We start from the raw sequence: 23,213 nt of genomic DNA, 5'->3' as shown, positions 1-23,213 counted from the left end.
GTGTCCTCTATCGCGGCAGGCCGAGGATGCGCTCGGCGACGATGTTGCGCTGGATCTCGCTGGTGCCGCCCGCGATGGTGCCGGCGAAACTGCGCGCGTACCGCTCGAACCAGCTGGAGATGAACGCCTCGTTGTTCATGTGGTGGTACGGCCCGGTGCGGGCGGGATGCGACAGGGCGTCGGTGCCGTGAGCTTCCAGGGCGTGCAGGGAGGCGGACTGGACGGCCTCGGAGCCGAGCAGCTTGAGCACGGAGAGCTCGGCGGGGTCCCGGTCCGGGCCGAGTTGCCGGTAGCCGAGCAGCCGCAGCGCCTGGAGGTCCATGAGGAGGGTGGCGTACCAGTCCTGGCCGGCGCCGACGTCGGCGGCGTCCTGCACCAGGTCCTCCAGGCGTTCGGCGAACGACAGCCACAGCAGGGTGCGTTCGTGCCCCAGGGAGCCGTTGGCCACCCGCCAGCCCTCGTTCAGCGGCCCGACGAGGTTCTCGCGCGCCACCCGGACGTCGGTGAAGAACACCTCGTTGAAGTCGAGGTCGTCCTCGGCGGCGATCGAGCCGAAGGGACGTCGTACGACGCCCTCGGTGGCCGTGGGGATCAGCAACGCGCTGATCCCCTTGTGCTTGGGGGCGTCGGGGTCCGTGCGGACGAAGGCGAGCAGGACGTCGGCGTCGTGGGCGCCGGAGGTCCAGATCTTCTGGCCGTTGACGGTGAAGGTGTCGCCGTCCAGCACCGCTCGGGTGCGAAGGGAAGCCAGGTCGGAGCCGGCCTCGGGCTCGCTCATGCCGAGCGCGGCGGTGATCTCGGCGCGCAGGATCGGCACGGCCCAGCGGCGCTTCTGCTCCTCGGTGCCGAAGGTGATCAGGGATGCGGCGATGATGCCGAGGCCCTGCGGGTTGAAGCTGTGGTAGATCCGGCGGCGGGCCAACTCCTCCAGGTGCGCGAGCTGTTGCGGCAGGGTGGCACCGCGCCCGCCGAACTCCGGTGGCTGGCCGGGCAGCAGCCAGCCCGCGTCGAACAGGGTGCGCTGCCAGCGGCGCGCCCAGTCGGGGACGTGGGCGCTGGAGCGGGAGCGGGTCCGCGCCGCGCCCTCGGCGGGGAGGTTGGCATCCAGGAAGGCGGAGAACTCGGCGCGGAAGTCGGCCACTTCGGGGTCGTCGGCGAGTCTCATGAGGCCAGCAGCGCCTTCCTGTGCGCGGACGCGGTGCCGAGGAGCAGGTCGCAGGCCTGGGCCCGCTTCAGGTGGTACTGGAGTTCGTTCTCCCAGGTGAAGCCCATGGCCCCGAAGAGCTGCAACCCGTGCCGGAAGACCAGGCGCTGGCACTCCCCGGCCGCGGCCTTGGCCATGTGGGCGGCCCGGGTGCGCCGGGGGTCGTCCTCGGCGATGGTCAGGGCGGAGAAGTGGGTGAGGGCTCGGGCGCGCTCGATCGCCACGTGCATGTCGGCGGCCTTGTGCTTGACGGCCTGGAAGGAGCCGAGCGGACGGCCGAACTGCACCCGCTGCTTCACGTGGTCCAGGGTCAGGTCGAGGATCCGGCGGCAGGCGCCGACCGCGGTGGCGGCAAGGCCGGTCAACGCCAGGTCGGGAACGCCCTCGGCGAGGGCACCGGCGTCGACGGCCTCGACATGGGCCAGGTGCAGGTTCGGGTCGAGCGCGGGGACCCGCCGCACCGCCAGTTCGGCTCCTGATACGACGACCACGCCGTCCGGCGTGAGCAGCGCGACCTCGTCGGCGCGGTCGGCGTCCAGGACGTACCGCCCGGTGCCGTCGAAGACCGCCGTGCCGCTGCCTTCGGGGAGGCGGCCGGTCAGCGGGGCGAACCAGGTGGCCGCGGCCAGGAACGGGGTCGGGTCGGCGGCGTAGCCCAACTCCTCCAGGATGAGGGCGAGTTCGAACGGGGGTGCCTCCAGCCAGCCGAGCCGCCGGTAGGTGCTCCACTGCTGCTCTTCGGGCCGGCCGCGGACCTTGGCGACCGTCTCGCGCACCGTGCGCCGCAGCAGCTGTTGGTCCTCGTCGAGTTCGTACTCCACGCCCGCCTCCGCCCTGTCGTACCGGTGGCCGCACGCCGGGCGCGAGCCCGGATCGGGCGAGAATAGCATTCTCGCTACGCGAAAGTAATGGTCTCGTTTCTTACAGAAGGCGATTCGGTAGGGGGAGTGCCCCTGCTTTTCACATGCGTGGAGTACCGTTCTACTCATGAGTGCCGTCCCCGCAGAACCGGTCGAGACCCCCGAGCCCGCCTGGCGGCAGCGCGCCGTCGAGCGCTCCACCCGGGCCGCGAAGCTGCGCGCCGAGCAGCGCGTCCAGCGGTTCCTCGACGCCGCCCAGGAGCTGATCGCCGACAAGGGCACCACCGACTTCACCGTGCAGGAGGTCGTGGAGCGCTCCCGGCAGTCGCTGCGCAGCTTCTACCAGCACTTCGACGGCAAGCACGAGCTGCTGCTCGCCCTCTTCGAGGACGCGCTCTCCACCTCGGCCGCCGAGATCCGGGAGAAGGCCGCCGCGGGGCGGGACCCTCTGGAGCGGCTGAAGATCGCGGTCGACCTGCTGTACGGCTCCTCCACGCCGCGCAAGGGCCAGCAGTCCCCGCTCTTCACGGACTTCGCGATCCAGCTGCTGGTCACCCACCCGGACCAGGTGGCCACCGCCCATCTGCCGCTGCTCGCCTACTTCACGGAGCTGGTCGAGGAGGCCGTCGAGGCCGGTCAGGCCGTGACCGCGAAGCCGCGGCGCACCGCGTCCCTGATCATGCAGACCGCGATGTTCACGGCCCAGGCCCCCGCGGCACCGGTCGGGGCACACCCCTCCCCCATCACCGCCGAGGAGGTGTGGGCGTTCTGCCTGGGCGGACTCCGGGGGCCCGGCACGACAGAGGGCCCGGCCACGACCGCACCGGCAACGACGGCACCGGACACGACCGCACCGGCCGAGGACGCCCCCGCGACGAAGGCGACTGCGACTAGGGCGACCGCGGCAACGGCACGTAAGGCGGCCCCGGCGAAGAAGACGACGGCCACGCCGCAGAAGCGGGCCGCCGCCGCGAAGAAGGCCGCTCCGGCGAAGAAGGCAACCGCTACGAAGGCCACCCGCTCCCAGGCGTGACCCGGCCGGTCCAGGGCCTCCGCGATATCGCCCGCGGGGGCCTTTTGCCGTCCCACGGGACCCACCGCCGCACCGCGAGCGACATCTCTCTCCCCCCGGATCCCCCCTCACCCTTCCCCAACTCCCCCAACTCCCCCGGCAGAACCGGACCTTGAAGCCTCGCCCCCTTGACGGCCCCTTTCGGTCTGACCTTTGATATGTTTCGCATATCAGCCGCCGGCAGAGGGGTTCCCCGCCGTGGACTTTGAGCTGACCGAGGACCAGGAGACGATCCGCAAGGCCGTGACCGGTCTCCTGCGCGACTTCGACGACCGGTACTGGATGGAGAAGGACCGCGATCACGCCTTCCCCGAGGAGTTCTACGACGCCGTCGCGGGCGGCGGCTGGCTGGGCATCACCGTCCCGGAGGCGTACGGCGGCCACGGCCTCGGCATCACCGAGGCGACGCTGCTGCTCGAGCAGGTCGCCCGCTGCGGCGGAATGAACGCGGCCAGCTCGATCCACATGTCGATCTTCGGCATGCACCCCGTCGTCGTGCACGGCTCCGAGGAGCTCAAGCGGCGCACCCTGCCCCGGATCGCCGACGGCGACCTGCACGTCTGCTTCGGCGTGACGGAACCGGGCGCGGGCCTGGACACGACGCGCATCACGACGTACGCCCGCCGGGACGGCGGCCACTACGTCGTCAGCGGCCGGAAGGTGTGGATCTCGAAGGCGCTGGAGTCAGAGAAGATCCTGCTGCTGACCCGTACGTCGAAGGTCGACGAGGTCGAGAAGCGCACGGACGGCATGACGCTGTTCCTCACCGACCTCGACCGCGAGCGGGTCGACATCCGCCCCATCCCGAAGATGGGCCGCAACGCCGTCACGTCGAACGAGCTGTTCATCGACGAGCTGCGCATCCCGGTCGAGGACCGGGTCGGCGAGGAGGGCCACGGCTTCCGCTACCTCCTCGACGGCCTGAACCCCGAGCGGATGCTGATCGCCGCCGAGGCGCTCGGCATCGGCCGGGTGGCCCTGGACCAGGCCGTGCGGTACGGCAGGGAGCGGGAGGTGTTCGGCAGGCCGATCGGGATGAACCAGGGCATCCAGTTCCCGCTCGCCGACTCCCTCGCCCGGCTCGACGCGGCCGAGCTGGTGCTGCGCAAGGCGACCTGGCTCTACGACCAGGGCCGGCCGTGCGGACGCGAGGCGAACACCGCCAAGTACCTGTGCGCGGACGCCGGGTTCACCACCGCCGACCGGGCGCTCCAGACCCACGGCGGCATGGGCTACTCCGAGGAGTACCCGGTCGCCCGCTACTTCCGCGAGGCACGGCTGATGCGGATCGCGCCCGTCAGCCAGGAGATGGTCCTGAACTACCTGGGCGAGCACACCCTGGGACTGCCCCGAAGCTACTGAGGAGTTGGGGATGACCGACCGAACGGATCTGTTCGATCTCACGGGGCGCTCGGCGCTGGTGACCGGCGCCGCCGGCGGCATCGGCTCGGCGGTCGCCGAGGCGCTCGCCCGGGCCGGGGCGGCGGTGCTCGTGACCGACGTCGACCAGGCGGCTGCGGCGGCCGTCGCCGGGAAGATCTCCGCAGCCGGACTGACCGCGGACAGCGCCGCGCTCGACGTGACCGACCGCGCGAGCGCCGACGCGGCGGTGTCCCGGGCCGCCGCGCTCGCCGACGGCACCCTGCACATCCTCGTCAACAACGCGGGGATCACCGCGCCCGCCATGTTCGCGAACCTGGAGGAGGACGCCTTCCGGCGGCTCCTGGACATCCACGTCCTGGGCAGCTTCCACTGTGCGCAGGCCGCGCTGCCCTTCCTGCCCGACGACGGACGCGGCCGCATCATCAACGTCACCTCGTCGGCCGGGATCGTCGGCACCCTCGGACAGGTCAACTACTCCGCCGCCAAGGCCGGCATCATCGGCCTCACCAAGTCCCTGGCCCGCGAACTGGCCCGCAGGCGCATCCTGGTGAACGCCCTCGCGCCACTGGCCGCGACCCCGATGACGGAGACCATCCGGACGAACGAGAAGTTCGCCGCCCAGATGCTGGCCCGGATCCCGCTCGGGCGCTGGGCGGAGCCCGAGGAGGTCGCGGGGGCGTTCGTCTTCCTCGCCTCCGACGCGGCCTCCTTCATCACCGGGCAGGTACTGCCGGTCGACGGGGGGATGGTCATGTGACAGCCCCGGACGTCCCTGTGTTGAATGGTTCAGCCTAAACGGATGTACGACGAGAGGCCTGAACCCGTGCCCAGCGCCGAGCCCTCCCCCCGCACCCCGCGCTTCGACACGCTGACCGTGCCGAAGGCGTCGGACGTGCTGGCCGCGGAGGTCCGCGAGCGGATCCTGTCCGGGGAGATCGGGGAGGGCACGGCACTGCCCCCGGAGCGCCAGCTGGTCGAGCAGACCGGGCTGAGCCGGGCCACCGTACGCGAGGCGCTGCGGATCCTGGAGGTCGAACGACTCCTTGAGATCAGGCCGGGGCGCGGCGGCGGGGCCTTCGTGCACCGGCCGGGGCGCGAGTCCCTGGCGAACACCGTGCGGCTGGTGATCCGTGGGCAGCAGATCCGGCTGGCGGCGCTGCACGAGACCCGGGAGGCGATCGAGCCGACCTGCGCCGCGCTGGCCGCGCGGCGGCGCACCGAGCAGGACCTGGCCGAACTGGACGCCGCAAACGCGGAGTTGACGGAGGCCGGTGACGACGCCCAGCGGTTCCTGCGGGCGAACGTGCGCTGGCACAACGCGGTGGCGCGGGCGGGCGACAACGAGCTGCTCATCGGGGTCATGAGCGCGCTCTCGCAGTCGATCCACGCGGCCACCGACCTGGAGCGGTTCACGGCGGCCGACATCCGTGAGGTCACCGCGCGGGCGCACGCCCGGATCACCGACGCGATCCGGGCCGGCGACGAGGCCGCGGCGATGCGGCGGATGTCCCGGCACGTGTGCGGTTTCGCCCGAGCGGCGGCGGAGGTGGACGTGCGCGAGCACGTGGAGCTGGCCGACCCCGAAAACTGACCTACCCCGAAGGCTGACGGACACCGCACCGGTCAGGGGTGCGACCACAGCATGCGAGAATTCCATTCTCATTTTCGCGCAACACCATTGACAGTTACGGCCTGACCTTTAATAGCATCGCTGCCATGAGCGAGGTGAGTCCCGTACTGACCGTGACCGCCGACGGCGACGTCCGCATCGTCACCCTGAACCGTCCGGAACGTCTCAACGGTGTGTCCGAGGAACTCCACCGCAGGCTGTCCGAGGTGTGGCGCGAGCTCGCCGACGACACCAAGGCGCGGGCCGTCGTACTCACCGGCGCGGGCCGGGCGTTCAGCGCGGGCGGCGACTTCGACCATCTGCGCCGCCACCATGACGATCCCGAGCTGCGCGAACGGTCGATCCGGCTCGACCGGACCATCCAGACGGAGCTGATCCGCTTCCCGCTGCCCGTCGTCGCGGCCGTCAACGGCCCTGCGGTGGGGCTGGGTTGCTCACTGGCGCTCGGCTGCGATCTCGTCCTGATGGCCGAGGACGCCTACCTCGCCGACCCGCACGTCTCGGTCGGTCTGGTGGCGGGCGACGGCGGGGTCACCCTGTGGCCGCTGCTGACGAGCCTGCTCCGGGTGAAGGAGTACCTGTTCACCGGGGACCGTATCCCGGCCGCCACCGCGGTCGGACTCGGGCTCGCCAACCGGGTCGTGCCGACCGCCGACCTGATGCCCGAGGCGCTCGCGCTGGCGCACCGGCTCGCCGCGCAGCCCGCGGAGGCGCTGCGCGCGACGAAGGCGGCGCTGGCCGCGGTGGTCGAGCAGGTCTCGCGTGGCGGCATGGAGGCGGCGCTCCTCGCGGAGCGGTCCACGATGACCAGCCCGGACCACATCCGCATCATCGACGACCTCGCCTCCCGGGCCCGCCGCCGCCCGGCCGCACGCGAGGAGGACTGAACGTGGAGTCCGAGGAGTTCACGCTGGTCCGCGACATGGTCCGCGCCTTCGCGACCCGGCACGCCGTCGCCTCGGCCGACGACATCACGCCCAAGTCCCGCGCGACGGCGCAGCAGGCGCTGGACGGACTGGGACTCGCCGAACTCCGCCGCACCACCCCGCCCGCCGCCACCGCCCAGGAGTGCGCCCTGCTCGCCGAGGAGCACGGCCGCCTGCCACTGACCACCTCGCTGCTCGGCACCGTCCTGCTGGCTCCGGAGCTGCTGCGGCTCCTCGGTACGGACGGGCACGGCACGCGGCTCACCGTCGCCCTCGCCCCCGACCTTCGTCTCCCCGGCCCACAGCAACCGGCCGATCTCCGCGCCTGGGACTGCGACGGAGCCGAAGCAGCGCTGTGTGCAGACGCCGAAGGGACCGTGACCCGCACCGAACTCGGCTCGCCGGCACCGACCGCCGACCTGCTGCGCAGTGTGCGGCAGGCCTCCGCCGTGGGCCAGCCCCTCGGCCGGCTCGCCACGCAGGACCGGCAACGCTGGCAGGCGTACGCGCTGGTGGTGGTCGCGAGCGAACTCGTCGGCGCGGCACGCTCGTTCGTCGAGTCGAGCGTGGACTACGCGCGCGAACGCCGGCAGTACGGCCGCCGCATCGGCTCCTTCCAGGCCGTCCAGCATCTGCTGGCCGACGCGACCGTCCTGGTCGAGGCCTGCACCAGCGCCACCCGGTACGCCGCCTGGTGCCTGGACCACGAGCCGCCGGACCGCGCGCTCGCGGCGGCCCGCGCGGCCAAGGCGGAGGTGAACACCTCGGCCGTCGAGGCGGTGTACGCCGGGATGCAGGTGTTCGGCGGTATCGCCCAGACCTGGGAGCACCCGGCCCATCTGTACCTCCGCAGGGTTCTCGTGGGCGCCACCGTGCTGGCGACCACCGCCGACCTGCTGCCCGCCCTGGCCGCACCGGAGGCGACCCGATGACCGACGGCCCCCTCGACTTCGGCGACCCGGCGGATCTGGAGCGGCTGCGGCGGGACTTCCGCGCCTGGCTGGCCGGCCACCCGCTGCCCGAGCGGCGGCCGGACGAGCCGGTCCCCGCGTTCCTGCACCGCTGGCACCGCATCCTGCACTCCGGCGGCTGGGTCGGCCTCGACGTGCCGGAGGAGTACGGCGGCCGTGGCCTGACTCCGCTCCACCAGGTCGCCGTCAGCGACGAGTTGGGGGAACGCGGCGCCCCCGGGGTGCCCCGGATCGGCTATCTCGCCCACGCCCTCCTGGAGTTCGGCGACGAGGAGCAGCGCCGCCGGCTGCTGCCGCGCATGCTCTCCGGCGACGACGTCTGGTGCCAGGGCTTCAGCGAGCCGGGCGCGGGATCGGACCTGGCCGGTATGAGCACCCGCGCACAGCGGCAGCCAGACGGCGGGTACCTCGTCAACGGCCAGAAACTGTGGACGAGTTACGCCCAGTACTCCGACCTCTGCCTGCTCCTGGCCCGCACCGACCGCACCGCGCCCGCGCACACCTCGATCTCGGCGTTCGTCCTGCCTCTGGACCGGCCCGGCGTGACCGTACGTCCGCTGCGCGCGGCCAGCGGCGACGAGGAGTTCTGCGAGCTGTTCCTCGACGACGTACGCATCGAGGAGTCCGAGCGGATCGGCGCGGAGGGTGACGGCTGGCCGTTGGCGATGACCACGGTGTCGTACGAACGCAACGCGCTCGACACCGGGCATCTGTCGAAGTACGGGCTGCTCGTCGACCGCCTGCGCCGCACCGCGCACGAGCGTCGCGAGAGCCTGCCGGACGGCCTCCTCGCGCAGATCGGCCGGTGCGTGGTCGACTACCGGGTCCTCGTCGCCCATGCCCGGCGCCGGACCGCGCAGCGGCTCGCCGGTCAGGTCGCCGGGCCGGAGTCGTCCGTCGACAAGCTGTTGATGACCCGCGCCGAGCAACGGCTTTACGAGACCGCCCTGTTGGTGTTCCCGGACGAACTGCACACGGAGGGCGGCGAGGTCTTCGCCGACTATCTCTACTCCCGGGCCGCGTCCGTCTACGGCGGGACGTCCCAGATCCAGCGCAACATCATCGCCAAGCGGCTGTTGCGCCTGCCGGCCGACGACCGCGCCTGAACGGAGCCCGCCGATGCGACACGACCAGGAGTTCCGCAGCATCCCGAACGTGATCAGGGTCGCCGCGCGGCGGTTCGGCGACGCCCCGGCCCTCGTCGACGGCGCGGTGCGCCTGTCCTTCCGGGAGCTGGAGGAGCGGATGGTCCAGGCGGTGCGCGCGGCGCTCGCGCTCGGCATCGGGCCCGGGGACCGGGTGGGGCTGTGCGCACCGAACTGCGCGGAGTGGATCGTCGCGGCCGTCGGCATCCAGGGCGCGGGAGGTGTGGTCGTCCCCCTGAACACCCGTTTCAAGGCTCAGGAGATCTCCTACATCCTGCGCAAGTCCGGCGCCAGGGCGCTCTTCGCGGCCGCCTCGTTCCTCGGCACCGACTACATCGCCGACCTGCGGCGGGCCGATCCCGAGCTGCCCGCCCTGGCCACCGCCGTAACGCTCCTCGGGCCGTCGGCGGACGCCACCCTGGGCTGGCAGGACTTCCTCGACACGGGAGCCGCGACCGCGCCCTCGGCCGCGCACGCCGCCCTCGACCGGCTCGCCCCGGACGACCTGTCCGACGTGATGTTCACCTCCGGCACCACCGGCCATCCGAAGGGCGTGACGCTCACCCACGGGCAGTCCCTGCGGGCGTACGGCTGGATGTCCACGGAGTACACCTTCGACGCGTCCGACACCTTCCTGGTCATCCCGCCGTTCTTCCACTGCTTCGGCTACAAGGCGGGCTGGCTCGCCTCCCTGATGCACGGAGTGACGGTGATCCCGATGGCCGTCTTCGACGCGGGACGGGCCCTGCGGATCATCGCCGACCAGCGGGTCAGCATCCTCCTCGGCCCGCCCACCATCTTCCACGACCTCCTCGACCACCCCGACCGGCCGTCGTACGACCTGTCGTCGCTGCGGGTGTCCATGACGGGCGGCAGCACGATCCCCGAGGCGCTGATCCGCGCCATGAAGAAGGAGCTGACCTTCGACATCGTGCTGAGCGCCTACGGGTTGACCGAGTCGAGCGCGCTGGTGACCAGTACCCGTGTCGGTGACCCGGAGGAGACGGTGGCCCGCACCACCGGGCGGCCCGTACCCGACGTCGAGGTCCGTATCGCCGACGCCACCGGGCAGGACGTCGGGGCGGGCGGGGACGGGGAGATCCTGGTACGCGGTTACAACGTCACCCGCGGCTACTGGGAGGACCCGGAGGCCACCGCCGCGACGATCGACCCCGCGGGCTGGCTGCACACCGGTGACATCGGCCGTCTCGACGCGGACGGCAACCTGGCCGTGGTCGACCGCAAGAAGGAGATGTTCATCGTCGGCGGCTTCAACGCCTACCCCGCCGAGATCGAGAAGCTGCTGCTCGGCTGCGAGGCGATCGCGCAGGTCGCGGTGGTCGGTGTCCCCGACGAACGGCTCGGCGAGGTCGGCTGCGCGTTCGTCGTGCCGAGGCCCGGCGCGGACCCGACCGAGCGCGAGGTCATCGCCTGGGCCAGGGAGCACATGGCCAACTTCAAGGTCCCCCGCCGGGTCCGCTTCGTGGCCGGACTCCCGCGCAACGCGAGCCAGAAGGTCCTCAAGCACGAGCTGCGTGCCCTTCTCGGAGAGCACTGAGATGGGCGGACCGCTGACCGGCGTCACGGTCGTGACCCTGGAGCAGGCCGTCTCGGCCCCCATGTGCACCCGCACGCTCGGCGACTTCGGTGCCCGGGTCATCAAGGTGGAGAACCCGAAGGGCGGTGACTTCGCCCGCCACTACGACGACGTGGTGGGCGGGCTGGCGGCGCACTTCGTGTGGGCCAACCGGGGCAAGGAGTCGGTGGCCCTGAACCTGAAGTCGCAGGCCGGTCTGGCGGTCCTGCACCGGCTGCTGGAGCGCGCCGACGTGCTCGTCTCCAACCTCACCCCGGGCACCACGGCGAAGCTCGGCCTGTCCCCCGTCGACCTGGAGGTGCGGCACCCCGCGCTGATCGCCGTCGAGATCGACGGGTACGGCCCCGGCGGCCCGCTCTCCCACAAGCGCGCTTACGACATGCTGGTCCAGGCGGAGTCGGGAGCCTGTTCGGTGACCGGTCGCCCCGGCGCCCCGGCGAAACCGGGCCCGCCCGTGGCGGACGTGTGCAGCGGGCTGTACGCGGCGCTGTCGGTACTGGCGCTCCTGTACGGCAGGGGCCGGGGCGGTCCGGCGCCGTCTGTGGCGGTCAGCATGTTCGACACCATGGCCGAGCTGATGGGGTATCCGCTCACATACACCCTGCACTCGGGGATCGAGCAGCAGCCGCTCGGCATGAGCTCGCCCGCCGTCGCGCCCTACGGCGCCTACCTCACCGCCGACCGGCAGACCGTCGTCCTGGGCACCACCAACGACGCCGAATGGCAGCGCCTGGCAAGGGAGTTGATCGCCCGCCCGGACCTGGCGGCCGACGAGCGGTTCCGCACGAACGCCGGCCGGGTCGAGCACCGTGCGCCGCTGGACGCCGCGATCGGTGCCTGGTGCGCGCGGCACGACCTGGCGTACGTCCAGGACCGCGCGGACGCAGCCGGGATCGGCAACGCCCGCTACAACACGCCGAAGGACGTCCTGGCCCACGAGCAGCTGGCCGCCCGCGGCCGCTGGCGGGAGATCGGCACGCCGTCGGGTCCGGTGCCCGCGCTGCTGCCACCGCCCGTCATCGCCGGGTACGACCCCCCGATGGGCGCCGTACCCGCGCTGGGCGAGCACACGGCCGCCGTACTGGCCGAACTGGGCTTCAAGGCGCGGGAGATCGACGTGCTGCGCGCGCAGGGAGCGGTGCGGTGAGCGTGCTGCTGACCGGCGACGCCGGTGGTGTGCGCACGCTGACCCTCAACCGGCCGCACCGCCGCAACGCCATCGACGCCGAGCTGTGGGAGGCGCTGGCGGCGGCCCTGAGGGAGGCCGGCGACGACACCGCCGTACGGGCGCTCGTCCTCACCGGGGCGGGCGGCGCGTTCTGCTCCGGCGCCGACATCTCGCGACCGGTGGTCGACCGGCACCCCCTGCACCGGATGCGAACGCTCACCGAAGTGACCCTGCTGCTGCACGAGTTGCCCTTCCCCACCATCGCCAAGGTGACGGGTGTGGCGGTGGGCGCGGGCTGGAACCTGGCGCTCGGCTGCGACCTGGTGGTGGCCACGCCCGAGGCACGTTTCTCGCAGATCTTCGCGCGCCGCGGCCTGTCGCTCGACTGCGGCGGCTCGTGGCTGCTGCCGAAGCTCGTCGGCCTCCAGCAGGCCAAGCGGCTCGCCCTGCTGGCGGAGACGATCGACGCCGCGGAGGCGCGGGCGCTGAACCTGGTGACCTGGGTCGTGGCCGCCGACAAGGTGGACGCCTTCGTCGACGACCTGACCGCACGGCTGGCGGCCGGCGCGCCGGTCGCGCTCGCGCAGACCAAGGCGCTGCTCGACGAGAACGCCGACCGCACCCTGCGGGACGCACTCGCGAACGAAGCACGGGCGCAGGCGGTCAACTTCGCCACCGCGGACGTCCGGGAGGCGTTCACCGCGTTCGCCGACAAGCGCGAACCGCTGTTCACCGGCCGCTGGGCGGTGCCGAGACGAACGGAGAGCGACACATGACGCGGGAAGCGGTGATCGCGGCGGCGGTCCGTACGGCCGTCGGCAGACGGAACGGCGGCCTGGCCGGCGTCCACCCGGCCGACCTGTCCGGGGCCGTGCTGAACGCGCTGGCCGAACGGACCGGTGTCGATCCGGCGGTCGTCGACGACGTGATCTGGGGCTGTGTGTCCCAGGTCGGCGACCAGTCGAGCAACATCGGCCGCTATGCGGTGCTGACCGCCGGCTGGCCCGAGAGCATCCCGGGGACGACGGTCAACCGGGCCTGCGGATCGAGTCAGCAGGCCCTGGAGTTCGCCGTCCAGGCGGTCCTGTCGGGACAGCAGGACGTGGTGGTGGCGGGTGGCGTCGAGGTGATGAGCCGGGTGCCGCTGGGTTCGGCGAGGGCGTCGGGAATGCCGTACGGCCCCCAAGTCCTCGCCCGATACGAGGACTTCTCCTTCAACCAGGGCATCTCCGCGGAGCGGATCGCGCAGAAGTGGGGCTTCACGCGGGAGCGGCTAGACGGGTACGCGGCGCTCTCGCACGAGCGGGCGGCAGCCGCGCAGGACGGCGGGGCCTTCGACGAGCAGATCGTGTCCGTGAGCGGGGTCGCGGCCGACGAGGGCATCCGACGGGGCACCAACGTGGCGACGTTGGCGCGGCTCAAGCCCTCCTTCCAGGAGGACGGCGTCATCCACGCCGGGAACGCCTCGCAGATCTCCGACGGCGCGGCAGCGCTGCTGATCACCACCCCGGAGCGGGCCCGTGAGCTGGGTCTGATCCCTCTCGTGCGGTACCGGGCGGGCGCGGTCGTCGGCTCCGATCCGGTGCTGATGCTGACCGGGCCGATCCCGGCGACCGAGAAGGTGCTGCGGAAGGCGGGGGTGGCACTGCCGGAGGTCGGGGTCTTCGAGGTGAACGAGGCCTTCGCGCCCGTCCCGCTGGCCTGGCTCGCCGAGACCGGAGCGGACCCGGAGCGCCTCAACCCGCTCGGCGGCGCGATCGCCCTCGGCCATCCGCTCGGCGCCTCGGGTGCGGTGCTGATGACACGCATGATCCACCACATGCGCGCCCACGGGATCCGCTACGGCCTCCAGACCATGTGCGAGGGCGGCGGCACGGCCAACGCCACCCTCGTCGAACTCGCGGAATGACGGGGGGGCTGTCGGCATGCGACGGGATGTCTTCACCGACGACCACGAGGCGTTTCGGGGGCTGGTGCGGGAGGTCGTGGCGAAGGAGGTGGTGCCGCACTACGGCGAGTGGGAGAAGGCGGGGCGGATCCCGCGCGACTTCTTCGCGACGCTCGGCTCACTGGGCATGCTGGGCATGGCGATCCCGGAGCGGTACGGCGGGGGCGGACAGCCCGACTACCGTTACAACGTCGTCCTCCAGGAGGAGGCGGCCACCGCCCTGGTCACCCTGGGCACCGTCCGCACCCAACTGGACGTCGTGCTCCCCTACTTCCTCGCCTACACGAACGAGGAGCAGCGGGAGCGCTGGTTCCCCGGTCTGGCGTCCGGGCGGCTGCTCACCGCGATCGCGATGACCGAACCGGGCACGGGCTCCGACCTCGCAGGCATCCGCACGACCGCCGTGCGCGACGGCGACGCCTACGTCCTCAACGGTGCCAAGACCTTCATCACCGGCGGGCTGCTGGCCGACCTGGTGATCGTGGTGGCGCGTACGACGACCGATCCGGACGATCGCCGGGCGGGGCTCACGCTGCTCGTCGTGGAGGACGGCATGGCCGGGTTCGGGCGTGGCCGAGTCCTTGACAAGATGGGCATCAAGGTGCAGGACACGGTCGAGCTCGCCTTCGCGGACGTACGGGTGCCGGTCGCCAACCGGCTCGGCGAGGAGGGCGCGGCCTTCGGCTATCTGGGCCACAATCTCCCGCAGGAGCGGATGACGGTCGCCGTCGGTTCGGTGGCGCAGGCGCGGGCCGCGCTCGATACGACCGTCGCCTACGTCAAGGAACGCAGGGTGTTCGGCTCGCCGGTCGCCGCCTTCCAGAACACGAAGTTCGAACTCGCCGCCGTCGCCACCGACATCGAGGCAGCCCAGGCCCTGCTGGACCGGGCCGTCCTGGACCTGGTCGACGGCCGGCTCTCCGGCGCCGACGCGGCGAAGGTCAAGCTGTTCTGCACCGAGATGCAGGCACGTGCCGTGGACCGATGTCTTCAACTCTTCGGCGGATACGGCTACATGCTGGAGTATCCGATCGCCCGACTGTACGCGGACGCCCGCATCACGCGGATCTACGCGGGGACGAGCGAGGTCATGAAGGTCATCATCGCCAAGTCACTGGGGTTGTGAGCCATGTCCGTGGAGGACTTCGCCGGCCGGCCCGGCACCGCGTTCGTCGCGGGCGGCACCGGCGGCATCGGCGCGGCGGTCGTTCGGACGCTGGCGGAGCACGGCAGCGATGTCACGTTCACCTACCGGGGCAGTCATGAGGCCGCGGCGGCCCTTGTGGACGACGCGAAGCCGCATGATCGGCAAGTCCGGTCCGTCCAGCTCGACTTGACCGACGAGACGGCGACGGCCCGAGCCGTCACCGAGGCCGCCGAGACGTCCGGCGGGCTGCACACACTCGTGTACGCCGCCGGGCCGCACGTGCCCATGACCCATCTCAGTCGGGTCACCCCCGCCCGCTACCGTGCCCAGCTGGAGGCCGACGCGGTGGCGTTCTTCAACCTCGTCCATCCGACGCTGCCGTTGCTGAGGGCGAGCGGGGGCAGCGTCGTCGCCGTCACCACCGTCGCCACCCGCCGCTTCCCGGTCCGCGACGGGCTGTCCTCGGGGGCCAAGGGCGCGGTCGAGGCCGTCGCCCGTGCCCTGGCCGCCGAGGAGGGCCGGTACGGGGTCCGGGTCAACTGCGTGGCTCCCGGCATGCTCGACGACGGCATCGCCGCCCGGCTGATCGGCAGCGGCGAACTCGACGCGGAAGCCCTCGCGATCACCCGGCGCAACATTCCCCTGCGCCGGTTCGGGCATGGTCAGGACATCGCGGAAGCGGTCTGTTTCCTCGCCTCGGACCGGGCCGCGTTCATCACCGGGCAGGCCCTGGCCGTGGACGGCGGCTACAGCGTCTGAGCCGACGTGCGTCAAGGAGCGATCGCCCGGCCGCCGACGTAGGTAGCCCGGACGAGATCGGCGGACAGCACGTCCAGCGCCTCGTGCAGCGGCACGTGGAGCAGGCACAGGTCGGCCGGGCTTCCGACCGCCAACCGCCGTGGCCGGGCGGGCTGTTCGGGAGCGCCGAGAAAGAGCCCCAGGGCCGCCCGGGCTGTGACGGCCTCCCCGTCCTCCCGTGCGACGGCCGCCCGCATGACCGCCCACGGGTCGGAGGTGCCGTACGGTGCGTCGGTTCCGGCGGCCGACCGGATGCCGGCCTCGGCCAGGCTGCGGCAGCGGTAGAGGTGGGGCCGGTCGTCCGGGGAGACATCGGTGGCGTACTCACGGCCTCGCTCGACGGGGAAGTGCGGCTGCGTCACCACGGTCACGGCGAGCCGCCGCAGCCACGGCAGGACCTCGTCCGGGATCACCGCGCCGTGCTCGATGCGGTCTCCTTCGACCAGTCCGGTCTCCTCCAGGGCGAGCAAGGTCACCAGCAACTGCACCCGGGTGACGCAGTGCACGGCGACCGGGCGGGGCCGCACTCCGGCGACGGTGGCCGCGAGGCCGGTGGGCGTGGGCAGGCTCTGGTCGTCGAGCATGATCTTGACCGGTGCCGTCGCGTCCACTCCCATGATGACCACCCGCTGCGGCAGTACCGCAAGGGTCCGCACGATGCTGGGCGCCGGGCGCGGATCGGCGTTGGTGAAGCCCGTGACACCGCACCGTGCCGCACGGAGTCCCAGCCCGGCCAGGTCCAGCCGGACCGCTGGAACCAGGCGGCGCAGCCGCTCGTCCGACCGCCACAGCCGACCGTCACGGTCCGCGCCGTCGCCAAGGCCGGCCGACCGCAGTGCGGCGCTGTTCAGGAACCACATGGCGCCGCTGCGGTGCTGCACCCGTACCGGCCGGTCGGGCACGATCACGTCCAGGGTCCACCGGTCGAGTTCTCCGGCCACGCTCTCGTGGTAGCCGACGGCCCGCACCCATGCGCCTGGTGGACCCTGGCGCAGCGCCTCGGCGAGTCCGGCGGGTCCGCGTACGTCGCGGGGTCCGACCCGTACGGAGGCGGTCGCCGCCGCCAGCGCGGTGAGGTGGACGTGATGGTCGTGCAGTCCGGGCAGCAACGCCCCGCCGCGCCCGTGCACGTCCGCCGGCCCTGCGAGGCGGGGGCCGAGCTCCGCGATCCGGCCGTCGGGTCCGATCCGTACGTCCACCAGGCCGTGTCCCTCGACCTCCACTGCCCTGATCAGCACCGTGCCGCCCGGCTCGCCGCGAGGGCGCCTGCACAGGCGGCCATGGACACGCCTACCAGCTCGCCGCCGCCGCGCTTCAGGGAACGCACGGCCGCGTGGGCGGCGTACAGTCCGGTGACCGGATCGGCGAGCGCGTCACCGAGGAACACCGGGGCTCCGTGCTCGTCGAGGCCGGTCAGGCCGCCGGCCACGGCCGCGTCGTCGCCGAAGGCGACACGGTCGTCGTCGCGCCCGTACCCGGTGATGCCGACCCACACCCTGCCCGGGCGGGCGGCCAGGAACTCCTCGGCGCGTACGCCCAGTCGCCGCAGGGCGCGCGGCCGGGAGGCCTCGATGACCACGTCGGCCTCGGCGACCGCGGCGGCCAGGGCACCGGACGCGAAGTCCAGCACCAGGCTCTCGTGGCCGTCGTGCAGCCAGTCGTAGAAGGCGGGCTGCCCGAAGCGCGCCCCGTCCGGCCGCTGCGTGCTCTCCACCTTCACGACCCGTGCGCCAGCCAGCCCCAGCAGCCGGGCGCAGAGCGGCCCGGCCCACAGCGCGGACAGGTCGACGACTCGCAGCCCGTCGAGGTCACGCGGCTCGCGTGCGCCGAGGCGTTCCACGCGTACCGGCCCACGATCGCCCATGGCCTCCGCGTGCACCGCGGCCGGGATGCCGAGCGACTGGGCGGCGCGGGCCGCCCGGGTGGCCGACGACCGCAGCACGGCGGTGCGCAGATTGGTGCCGGGCACGCCGTCGAGGAGCGCGAGCAGCGCGGGCAGGGAGGCCTCGTCGTCCGGCCGGGCCAGGTTGATCGCCACCCAGCCGTCCTCGGCGGCCATGAGGTGGCAGGAGCCGCCCGCCGACACTTTCCCGGGGCGTTGGAACGAGGCCGACCTGGCGCGGCGGAACAGGACGTCGGGCAGGTCGACCGGAACGCCCGTGAGCCGGGTGAAGTCGTCCACGACCTCGAACAGCGGCCCGAGACAGGGTTCGACGTCGGCCACCCATTGATCGAGAAGCATGTTCTCCATGAAGCGAACGCCCTTCTCCTCCAGGAGAGGCCAGATTACACTTCCGGATCGTGGAGTCGCCTTTCACCTGCGTCGACCTGGACCGCGCCCCGCCGTCACCGGCCGGGCCGGACCATGTACGGGTCGCCGTCGCGGCCCGGCCAAGTGAGACGAACGAGGAGTTCGACGTCCTGCTCACGGCCGCCCCCGATCCCCCGCGCCCATGGGTGGGCTGTCCCGATCCGTACGCCACCGCACGGCTCCTGCACACCACCGTGACCCGCCATCCGGCAGCCAGCCTGAGCCTCGTGCAGGTACTCCGGATGGGCCGCGCGCTCTCCGGGGCCGACCGTCTCGTTCTCGAATCCCTCGCCTACTCCACGCTCCAGGCGGGCCGGGACTTCCGCAGCTGGCTGGCCTCGGCCCGCCCCCGCGCCTCGCGCCCCGCCGCCGAGCCCGTTCGGGTGCGCCGCGACGGTGCCCGCATGACGCTCACCCTGGACCGCCCATGGGTGCGCAACGCCTTCGACGCGGCCACCCGGGACGCCCTGTGCGAGGCGCTGGAGGTCGCCGTGCTGGACCCGACGGTCACCCGCGTCGACCTGTACGGCAACGGGCCCGCCTTCTGCAGCGGCGGTGACCTCTCGGAGTTCGGCACATCGCGCGACCCGGCCGAAGCGCACCGCGTACGCGTTCACCGCAGCCCCGCCGCACTGCTCCAGCGGTGCGCCCACAAGGTGACAGCGCATGTGCACGGCTCCTGCGTCGGCGCGGGCATCGAGCTGGCCGCCTTCGCGGGATCGGTCACGGCCGCCGCCGGTACGACCTTCCGGCTTCCCGAGATCGGGATGGGACTGATCCCGGGCGCCGGCGGCACTGTCAGCCTTCCGGCCCGCATCGGCCGCGAACGAGCGGCGTACCTGGCCCTGTCGGGTGCCGCGACAGACGTGGAGACGGCACTGAGGTGGGGACTGATCGACGTGAACCTCGCCACCGAGTCCGTCCATCCCCCGAAGGACCGGTGACGAGGTTCGTGCCGACTGTCCTCTCGCGTCGGCGGCGGCTCCTGGCTACCGGACGAGTTCCCAGTCCTGGGAGCCGTCCGTGGTCGCCGTCTGCAGGGTGAGCTGTCCTCCGGCGGTTGCTCCGGTCAGGTACAGGCTCGTGTTCTTGACCGCCTGGAGCTTGTAGAGGCCGTCGCTGGTCTTGACGAGGTTCCAGCTGCCGGTGGAGCTGTTGTCGACCCACTGGCCGATCTTCTGTCCGGCCGTCGCGCTGCCGGTCCAGATCGCCGCCGCGCGGCCACCCGACTTGTTGAGCAGCGTGGTTCCGCCGCCCGGCTCGGTCACCACGTGCCAGAACTGGGTGTCGGGGTTGGCCGCCGAACCCGCGTCCTCCAGCCGGACGTCGGGCACGTCGCCGTTGCCGAGGTTGGCGTCGTTGGTCTTGTTCCCGGTGCCTATGACCTGGTCGGTCTTGCGGTTGAACAGCTGGTAGTAGGCGCCGGCCGAGTTACCGAGGTCCGTCTCGGCGTACGCGATCGTCGAGGTCCCCTGGTTGTTGAGGATCACGAGGCGGCCCGTGTCGTCGACGTACTGGAGGTTGCGGCTGTAGCCGGCCTTCGAGGTGGTCTGGTACTCCTTCCAGGTGCCGTCGCTGCGTCCGGTCTGGTTGACCCAGACGCTTGCGCTGCCTGCCGCGTTGTAGACCAGGCGGCCGCCGGGCAGCCGGATGAGGACCGGGCTGCCGCCGGTCGCCAGGGTGTGGGAGCCGGTGTCGACCGGCAGGGAGTTGACGCCGGTTCCGGTGGCCGACCCCTTGAAGAACTCCAGCGGGTTGCTCGCGATCTGGTAGCGCGTGTTGGCGCCGCCGCCCCAGTACTCGTAGGTGATCATCCATTTGCCGTCGGTGGTGCGGACCACGTTCGTCATGCCGGGCCGGCCGCCGCCGATCTCCGACTTGCCGCTTCCCATGTCCTGGGTCAGCCCTGCGATGTCGACGACCGGGTCGCTCCACTGTGCCGCGTGGCCGTCCCAGGTCCGGTGCACGAGGATCTGACCCTGCGAGTCCGTGGCGGTGTCGTTGGCGGGGTCGAGGGTGGCGACGCCGGTGGTCGGGTCGAAGCCGGTGTAGTCGTTCTCGTCGGAGTAGTAGCAGACGAGCTTGCCCTTGTAGACCATCAGGTACGGCTCCCAGACGGGGTCCACCTGGTGGTTGGTGTTCGCCGAGGAGAAGTTCTGCCCGACCGCACCGGCGCTGCCGCCCTGCCAGCCGCCGGTGGCGACGACGTTCTCGACCTTCCAGGTGGCCCCGTTGTCCACGCTGGAGTACAGGGCGATCGCCACGTCCTTGCGGTCACCGTCGTTGGTGGGCGTCCAGGTCGGGTCGGCCGCCTTGTGCTCCTTGTAGTAGTAGTCGTCGCCCGACACGACGCTCGCCAGCAGCAGGGTGCCCTGCTTCAGGTCGCCCACGTCCTGCGGCAGGACGTACAGGTACGGGTTGGTCCAGTTGCTGGTGTACTTCGCGTACTTGGCGTCGCTGGACAGATAGGCCGGTGCCTTCACCTCGGACAGCGACTGCCAGGTCGTACCGTCGTCGTCGCTCTTGTAGACGGGAAGCGTCTGCCCGTCGGCGCTGCCCGAGGCCGGGACCGTGGACTTCTCGAACGACGCGACCAGCCGGCCGTTCGGCAGTTCCGCCGACTTCGGGTAGATCGCGCAGTTCCCGCGGCCCTTGAGGCACGCCTCGCTGCCGAGCTGGTAGATGGTCCCGCCCGTCGGGGCGTACGCCTGGGCGCCGCCGGACGCCGGGATCGCCAGCAGTGCCGCGGCCGCGACGGCGGCTCCCAGCAGTCTTCTCAGTCTCTTTCTCTGCACAGCCTCTCCTTTGAGGTTGGTGGTCCTCGGGGTGACACCGACGGGCCTTCGTCCTAGACCCTCGCTCCGTCGGAATCGGCGGCGACGAGCACCTTCACGTCCCAGGCGCCCAGCTCAAGCGCTGTGCCCGCGGGGACGGGAGTGCCGTCGAGAACATCGGTCAGCTCGACGGGGGCCGCGACCCGCGCCGGCTCCCAGCTCCAGTTGTGGATCACGTGCACCCTGCGGCCGTCCGAGGCCGTGCCCGTGGTGGCGGTGACGGACGCCGGAAGGTCCTGCCATCCGCTGCGCGCGGTGGGCGCCAGCCAGTCGGCGAGGGCCCGGGCGAGACCGCGCCCCGGAGCGGTGCCGACGCAGGTGATGCGCCCCTCGCCGTGACGGCGGGTGGTGATCGCCGGCCACCTGCCGAAGTGGGGGTGGTCGTAGTGGGCGAGTACCTCGGCATCGTGGACGGTCAGGCCGTCCGCCCAGTGGGTGGCCGTCGCGTCCGCGGGGAGGTCGAGCGGGCCGTCAGGGGTGGCGGTGACGGTGATCCCGGCGGGCAGGTTGCTGAACTCGTCGTACGTAACGCCCGCGCCGGCGGCGAGACCACCGGGGGCCGGCTCCAGCCGGGCCCGCGCCTCGTGGTCGGCGTAGGCCGTCCGCGGGCCGAGGACCAGATGGCCGCCGGCGTGGGCGTAGGCGGCCAGCCAGTCCACGGTGGTGTCGTGGGCGAGGTACAGGGCGGGCACCACCAGGACCGGGTGACGCCGGGCCGCCTCGGCGGGGGCCATGCCCTCCCGGTCGCCGTCCGGGTCGTGGAGCTGCCGGACGTGCACGATGCGGACCTGACGGCCGGCATCGAAGGCACCCCGGTAGAACGGGTCGAAGATGCGGTGGTAGGAGGCCGGGTCCGGGTCGCCGTCGGGGGTCGCCAGGGGCGGGTACTTCTGCATCAGCCACTTGCTCGGCGTCGAGTAGACCATCGTGATGTCGGCGTCCGGCTCCAGCCCCGCGACGAGCGGTCCTGCCTTCTCGAACTCCGCGCCCAACGTGGCGATCTCGGCGTACGTGCGGCCCGGGCGGCCGCTGTGCGGGAGGACGCCGCCCCAGTAGGTCTCGGCACCGAAGCGCAGGGTCTGCCACTGCCAGTACTCGATCATCCGGGCGCCGCGCGCCACATGGGCCCAGGCGGCCTGGCGCCACTGGCCGTCGAATCCGGGGCGGTTGTCCCAGGGGAAGCCGATGGAGTTCGCGTTGGTCTCGGTGACCAGGAACGGCTCCTGGCGTGAGGAGAACATCCAGTCCGCGGTCTGGTACATCGACCAGACTCCGGTGGTCTTCCAGACCTGTTCGTGCTCGTCGGGCGTGGGGTCGGGGAGCAGCAGGCCGTCCTGCATGTCGTAGTACGGGTTGCCGGAGGCGATGTCGAGGCGGTCCGACAGCTGGTCGTCCTCCACACCGCCTCGCGTGTAGGAGATGCAGGTGGTGACGAACTGCTCCGGGCGGGCGTACTCGCGCACGATGTCGGCCTGCCAGCCGATGAACTCGGTGACCTGCCGGGCCTGGAACTCCCGCCAGGCGACGTCGTACTGCGGCTGCTCGTTGCCGTCCGGGGTCCACAGGTCGGCCCACGTGGACAGGCGGTGCGACCAGTAGACCAGGCCCCACTCGCGGTTGAGGGTCTCGACGTCCCGGTACTTGTGGCGCAGGTGGTCGACGAACCGCTCGAACACGCCCCGGTTGTGCAGCAGGTGCAGCCCCGGCTCGTTGTCCACCTGCCATCCGATGACCGCGGGGTGGTCTTGGTACCGCTCGGCGATCTTCCGGATCACCCGCTCGGCGTGGAACCGGAACGCCGGGTGGGTGATGTCCACCTCCTGGCGGGCGCCCCAGCCGATCCGCTCGCCCGTGCGCCGCTCGCCGGTGATCTCCGGGTACTGCCGGGCCAGCCACGGCGGCACGGCATAGGTCGGCGTACCGAGGATCACGGAGATGCCGCGTTCATGGGCTCCGTCGAGCACGGGTTGCAGCCAGTCGAGGTCGAACCGTCCGTTCTCCGGCTCCCAGGTCGACCAGACCGACTCTCCGACGCGGATGACGGTGAAGTGCGCGTCGGCCATCAGGTCGAGATCGGTCTTGAGCTGGTCGTCGGGCTGCGTGCCGCCGTAGGCCGGCGTGTACTCGTGGTAGTAGGCAGCGCCGAACAGGACACGGGCGGGCAGGACCGCCATGAAGGGACCTCCAAGAGGGGGGATGGGAGAAGGAGCAGGGGTGTG

The 23,213-nt window shown here is 71.9% G+C and carries 20 protein-coding genes; 14 read left to right on the top strand and 6 right to left on the bottom strand.

The window, feature by feature from the left end; all coding sequences use genetic code 11:
• Positions 1–7: 7 nt before the first annotated feature.
• Positions 8–1,165 (bottom strand): acyl-CoA dehydrogenase family protein, encoded by a 1,158-nt coding sequence (locus ACWGKQ_RS36190; RefSeq protein WP_453296272.1) that lies wholly within the window; start codon positions 1,163–1,165, stop codon positions 8–10.
• A complete protein-coding gene (locus ACWGKQ_RS36185) occupies positions 1,162–2,025 on the bottom strand; it encodes an acyl-CoA dehydrogenase family protein (protein ID WP_453296271.1) in 864 nt (287 codons plus the stop codon). Before ACWGKQ_RS36185 ends, ACWGKQ_RS36190 begins: the two co-directional genes overlap by 4 nt.
• A 166-nt stretch (positions 2,026–2,191) precedes the next feature.
• On the opposite strand from ACWGKQ_RS36185, the gene ACWGKQ_RS36180 reads away from it, so the two are divergent.
• The 13 genes from ACWGKQ_RS36180 (at position 2,192) to ACWGKQ_RS36120 (ending at position 15,810) form a co-directional block, all read left to right on the top strand.
• On the top strand, positions 2,192–3,097 hold the full coding sequence (locus ACWGKQ_RS36180; protein ID WP_453296270.1) for a TetR/AcrR family transcriptional regulator: 906 nt from the start codon (positions 2,192–2,194) through the stop codon (positions 3,095–3,097).
• A gap of 237 nt (positions 3,098–3,334) precedes the next feature.
• Positions 3,335–4,498 carry an acyl-CoA dehydrogenase family protein gene (locus ACWGKQ_RS36175; RefSeq protein ID WP_453296269.1) on the top strand — a complete coding sequence of 388 codons (1,164 nt, stop codon included), beginning with the start codon at positions 3,335–3,337 and terminating at the stop codon, positions 4,496–4,498.
• A 10-nt stretch (positions 4,499–4,508) separates the two neighbouring features.
• Positions 4,509–5,276, top strand: a complete 768-nt coding sequence (locus ACWGKQ_RS36170) for an SDR family NAD(P)-dependent oxidoreductase (protein ID WP_453296268.1) — start codon at positions 4,509–4,511, stop codon at positions 5,274–5,276.
• 42 nt (positions 5,277–5,318) lie between these two features.
• Entirely contained in the window at positions 5,319–6,110 is a 792-nt protein-coding gene (locus tag ACWGKQ_RS36165; protein WP_453296267.1) for a FadR/GntR family transcriptional regulator, read from the top strand.
• Between the two features lie 125 nt (positions 6,111–6,235).
• Positions 6,236–7,036, top strand: a complete 801-nt coding sequence (locus ACWGKQ_RS36160; protein WP_453296266.1) for an enoyl-CoA hydratase/isomerase family protein — start codon at positions 6,236–6,238, stop codon at positions 7,034–7,036.
• Positions 7,037–7,038: 2 nt separating this feature from the next.
• Entirely contained in the window at positions 7,039–8,007 is a 969-nt protein-coding gene (locus tag ACWGKQ_RS36155) for an acyl-CoA dehydrogenase family protein (RefSeq protein WP_453296265.1), read from the top strand.
• Positions 8,004–9,152 carry an acyl-CoA dehydrogenase family protein gene (locus tag ACWGKQ_RS36150; RefSeq protein ID WP_453296264.1) on the top strand — a complete coding sequence of 383 codons (1,149 nt, stop codon included), beginning with the start codon at positions 8,004–8,006 and terminating at the stop codon, positions 9,150–9,152. The genes ACWGKQ_RS36155 and ACWGKQ_RS36150 overlap by 4 nt, the downstream gene beginning before the upstream one ends.
• 13 nt (positions 9,153–9,165) lie before the next feature.
• Positions 9,166–10,749, top strand: a complete 1,584-nt coding sequence (locus ACWGKQ_RS36145; RefSeq protein ID WP_453296263.1) for a FadD3 family acyl-CoA ligase — start codon at positions 9,166–9,168, stop codon at positions 10,747–10,749.
• 1 nt (position 10,750) lies between these two features.
• On the top strand, positions 10,751–11,935 hold the full coding sequence (locus ACWGKQ_RS36140; RefSeq protein ID WP_453296262.1) for a CaiB/BaiF CoA transferase family protein: 1,185 nt from the start codon (positions 10,751–10,753) through the stop codon (positions 11,933–11,935).
• The gene (locus ACWGKQ_RS36135) at positions 11,932–12,732 is read left to right on the top strand and encodes an enoyl-CoA hydratase/isomerase family protein (protein ID WP_453296261.1); all 801 of its coding nucleotides are present in this window, start codon (positions 11,932–11,934) and stop codon (positions 12,730–12,732) included. Before ACWGKQ_RS36140 ends, ACWGKQ_RS36135 begins: the two co-directional genes overlap by 4 nt.
• Positions 12,729–13,865 carry a thiolase family protein gene (locus ACWGKQ_RS36130; RefSeq protein WP_453296260.1) on the top strand — a complete coding sequence of 379 codons (1,137 nt, stop codon included), beginning with the start codon at positions 12,729–12,731 and terminating at the stop codon, positions 13,863–13,865. The genes ACWGKQ_RS36135 and ACWGKQ_RS36130 overlap by 4 nt, the downstream gene beginning before the upstream one ends.
• Before the next feature lie 16 nt (positions 13,866–13,881).
• The gene (locus ACWGKQ_RS36125) at positions 13,882–15,030 is read left to right on the top strand and encodes an acyl-CoA dehydrogenase family protein (protein WP_453296259.1); all 1,149 of its coding nucleotides are present in this window, start codon (positions 13,882–13,884) and stop codon (positions 15,028–15,030) included.
• 3 nt (positions 15,031–15,033) lie between these two features.
• Positions 15,034–15,810 carry an SDR family NAD(P)-dependent oxidoreductase gene (locus ACWGKQ_RS36120; protein ID WP_453296258.1) on the top strand — a complete coding sequence of 259 codons (777 nt, stop codon included), beginning with the start codon at positions 15,034–15,036 and terminating at the stop codon, positions 15,808–15,810.
• Between the two features lie 11 nt (positions 15,811–15,821).
• Here ACWGKQ_RS36120 and ACWGKQ_RS36115 read toward each other — a convergent pair whose 3' ends face one another.
• On the bottom strand, positions 15,822–17,087 hold the full coding sequence (locus ACWGKQ_RS36115) for an amidohydrolase family protein (RefSeq protein WP_453296257.1): 1,266 nt from the start codon (positions 17,085–17,087) through the stop codon (positions 15,822–15,824).
• Positions 17,081–18,100 carry a CoA transferase gene (locus ACWGKQ_RS36110; protein WP_453296256.1) on the bottom strand — a complete coding sequence of 340 codons (1,020 nt, stop codon included), beginning with the start codon at positions 18,098–18,100 and terminating at the stop codon, positions 17,081–17,083. Before ACWGKQ_RS36110 ends, ACWGKQ_RS36115 begins: the two co-directional genes overlap by 7 nt.
• 50 nt (positions 18,101–18,150) lie before the next feature.
• Here ACWGKQ_RS36110 and ACWGKQ_RS36105 point away from each other — a divergent pair, with 50 nt between their 5' ends.
• The gene (locus ACWGKQ_RS36105; RefSeq protein WP_453296255.1) at positions 18,151–19,104 is read left to right on the top strand and encodes an enoyl-CoA hydratase/isomerase family protein; all 954 of its coding nucleotides are present in this window, start codon (positions 18,151–18,153) and stop codon (positions 19,102–19,104) included.
• Between the two features lie 45 nt (positions 19,105–19,149).
• On the opposite strand, the gene ACWGKQ_RS36100 is transcribed toward ACWGKQ_RS36105, so the two are convergent.
• A complete protein-coding gene (locus ACWGKQ_RS36100; protein WP_453296254.1) occupies positions 19,150–20,955 on the bottom strand; it encodes an RICIN domain-containing protein in 1,806 nt (601 codons plus the stop codon).
• 53 nt (positions 20,956–21,008) lie between these two features.
• Positions 21,009–23,168, bottom strand: a complete 2,160-nt coding sequence (locus ACWGKQ_RS36095; protein WP_453296253.1) for a beta-galactosidase — start codon at positions 23,166–23,168, stop codon at positions 21,009–21,011.
• Between the last annotated feature and the right edge of the window lie 45 nt (positions 23,169–23,213).

This window comes from Streptomyces sp. NPDC054770 (assembly GCF_053611985.1).
This window is presented reverse-complemented; position numbering and strand designations above follow the sequence as displayed.

Bases quoted from the DNA above. Each gene is read 5' to 3' on its own strand.
- ACWGKQ_RS36120 (WP_453296258.1), top strand. From the start codon at position 15,034: ATGTCCGTGGAGGACTTCGCCGGCCGGCCCGGCACCGCGTTCGTCGCG.
- ACWGKQ_RS36165 (WP_453296267.1), top strand. From the start codon at position 5,319: ATGTACGACGAGAGGCCTGAACCCGTGCCCAGCGCCGAGCCCTCCCCC.
- ACWGKQ_RS36150 (WP_453296264.1), top strand. From the start codon at position 8,004: ATGACCGACGGCCCCCTCGACTTCGGCGACCCGGCGGATCTGGAGCGG.
- ACWGKQ_RS36130 (WP_453296260.1), top strand. From the start codon at position 12,729: ATGACGCGGGAAGCGGTGATCGCGGCGGCGGTCCGTACGGCCGTCGGC.
- ACWGKQ_RS36110 (WP_453296256.1), bottom strand. From the start codon at position 18,100: ATGGAGAACATGCTTCTCGATCAATGGGTGGCCGACGTCGAACCCTGT.
- ACWGKQ_RS36140 (WP_453296262.1), top strand. From the start codon at position 10,751: ATGGGCGGACCGCTGACCGGCGTCACGGTCGTGACCCTGGAGCAGGCC.
- ACWGKQ_RS36125 (WP_453296259.1), top strand. From the start codon at position 13,882: ATGCGACGGGATGTCTTCACCGACGACCACGAGGCGTTTCGGGGGCTG.
- ACWGKQ_RS36180 (WP_453296270.1), top strand. From the start codon at position 2,192: ATGAGTGCCGTCCCCGCAGAACCGGTCGAGACCCCCGAGCCCGCCTGG.
- ACWGKQ_RS36190 (WP_453296272.1), bottom strand. From the start codon at position 1,165: ATGAGACTCGCCGACGACCCCGAAGTGGCCGACTTCCGCGCCGAGTTC.
- ACWGKQ_RS36095 (WP_453296253.1), bottom strand. From the start codon at position 23,168: ATGGCGGTCCTGCCCGCCCGTGTCCTGTTCGGCGCTGCCTACTACCAC.
- ACWGKQ_RS36145 (WP_453296263.1), top strand. From the start codon at position 9,166: ATGCGACACGACCAGGAGTTCCGCAGCATCCCGAACGTGATCAGGGTC.
- ACWGKQ_RS36170 (WP_453296268.1), top strand. From the start codon at position 4,509: ATGACCGACCGAACGGATCTGTTCGATCTCACGGGGCGCTCGGCGCTG.
- ACWGKQ_RS36160 (WP_453296266.1), top strand. From the start codon at position 6,236: ATGAGCGAGGTGAGTCCCGTACTGACCGTGACCGCCGACGGCGACGTC.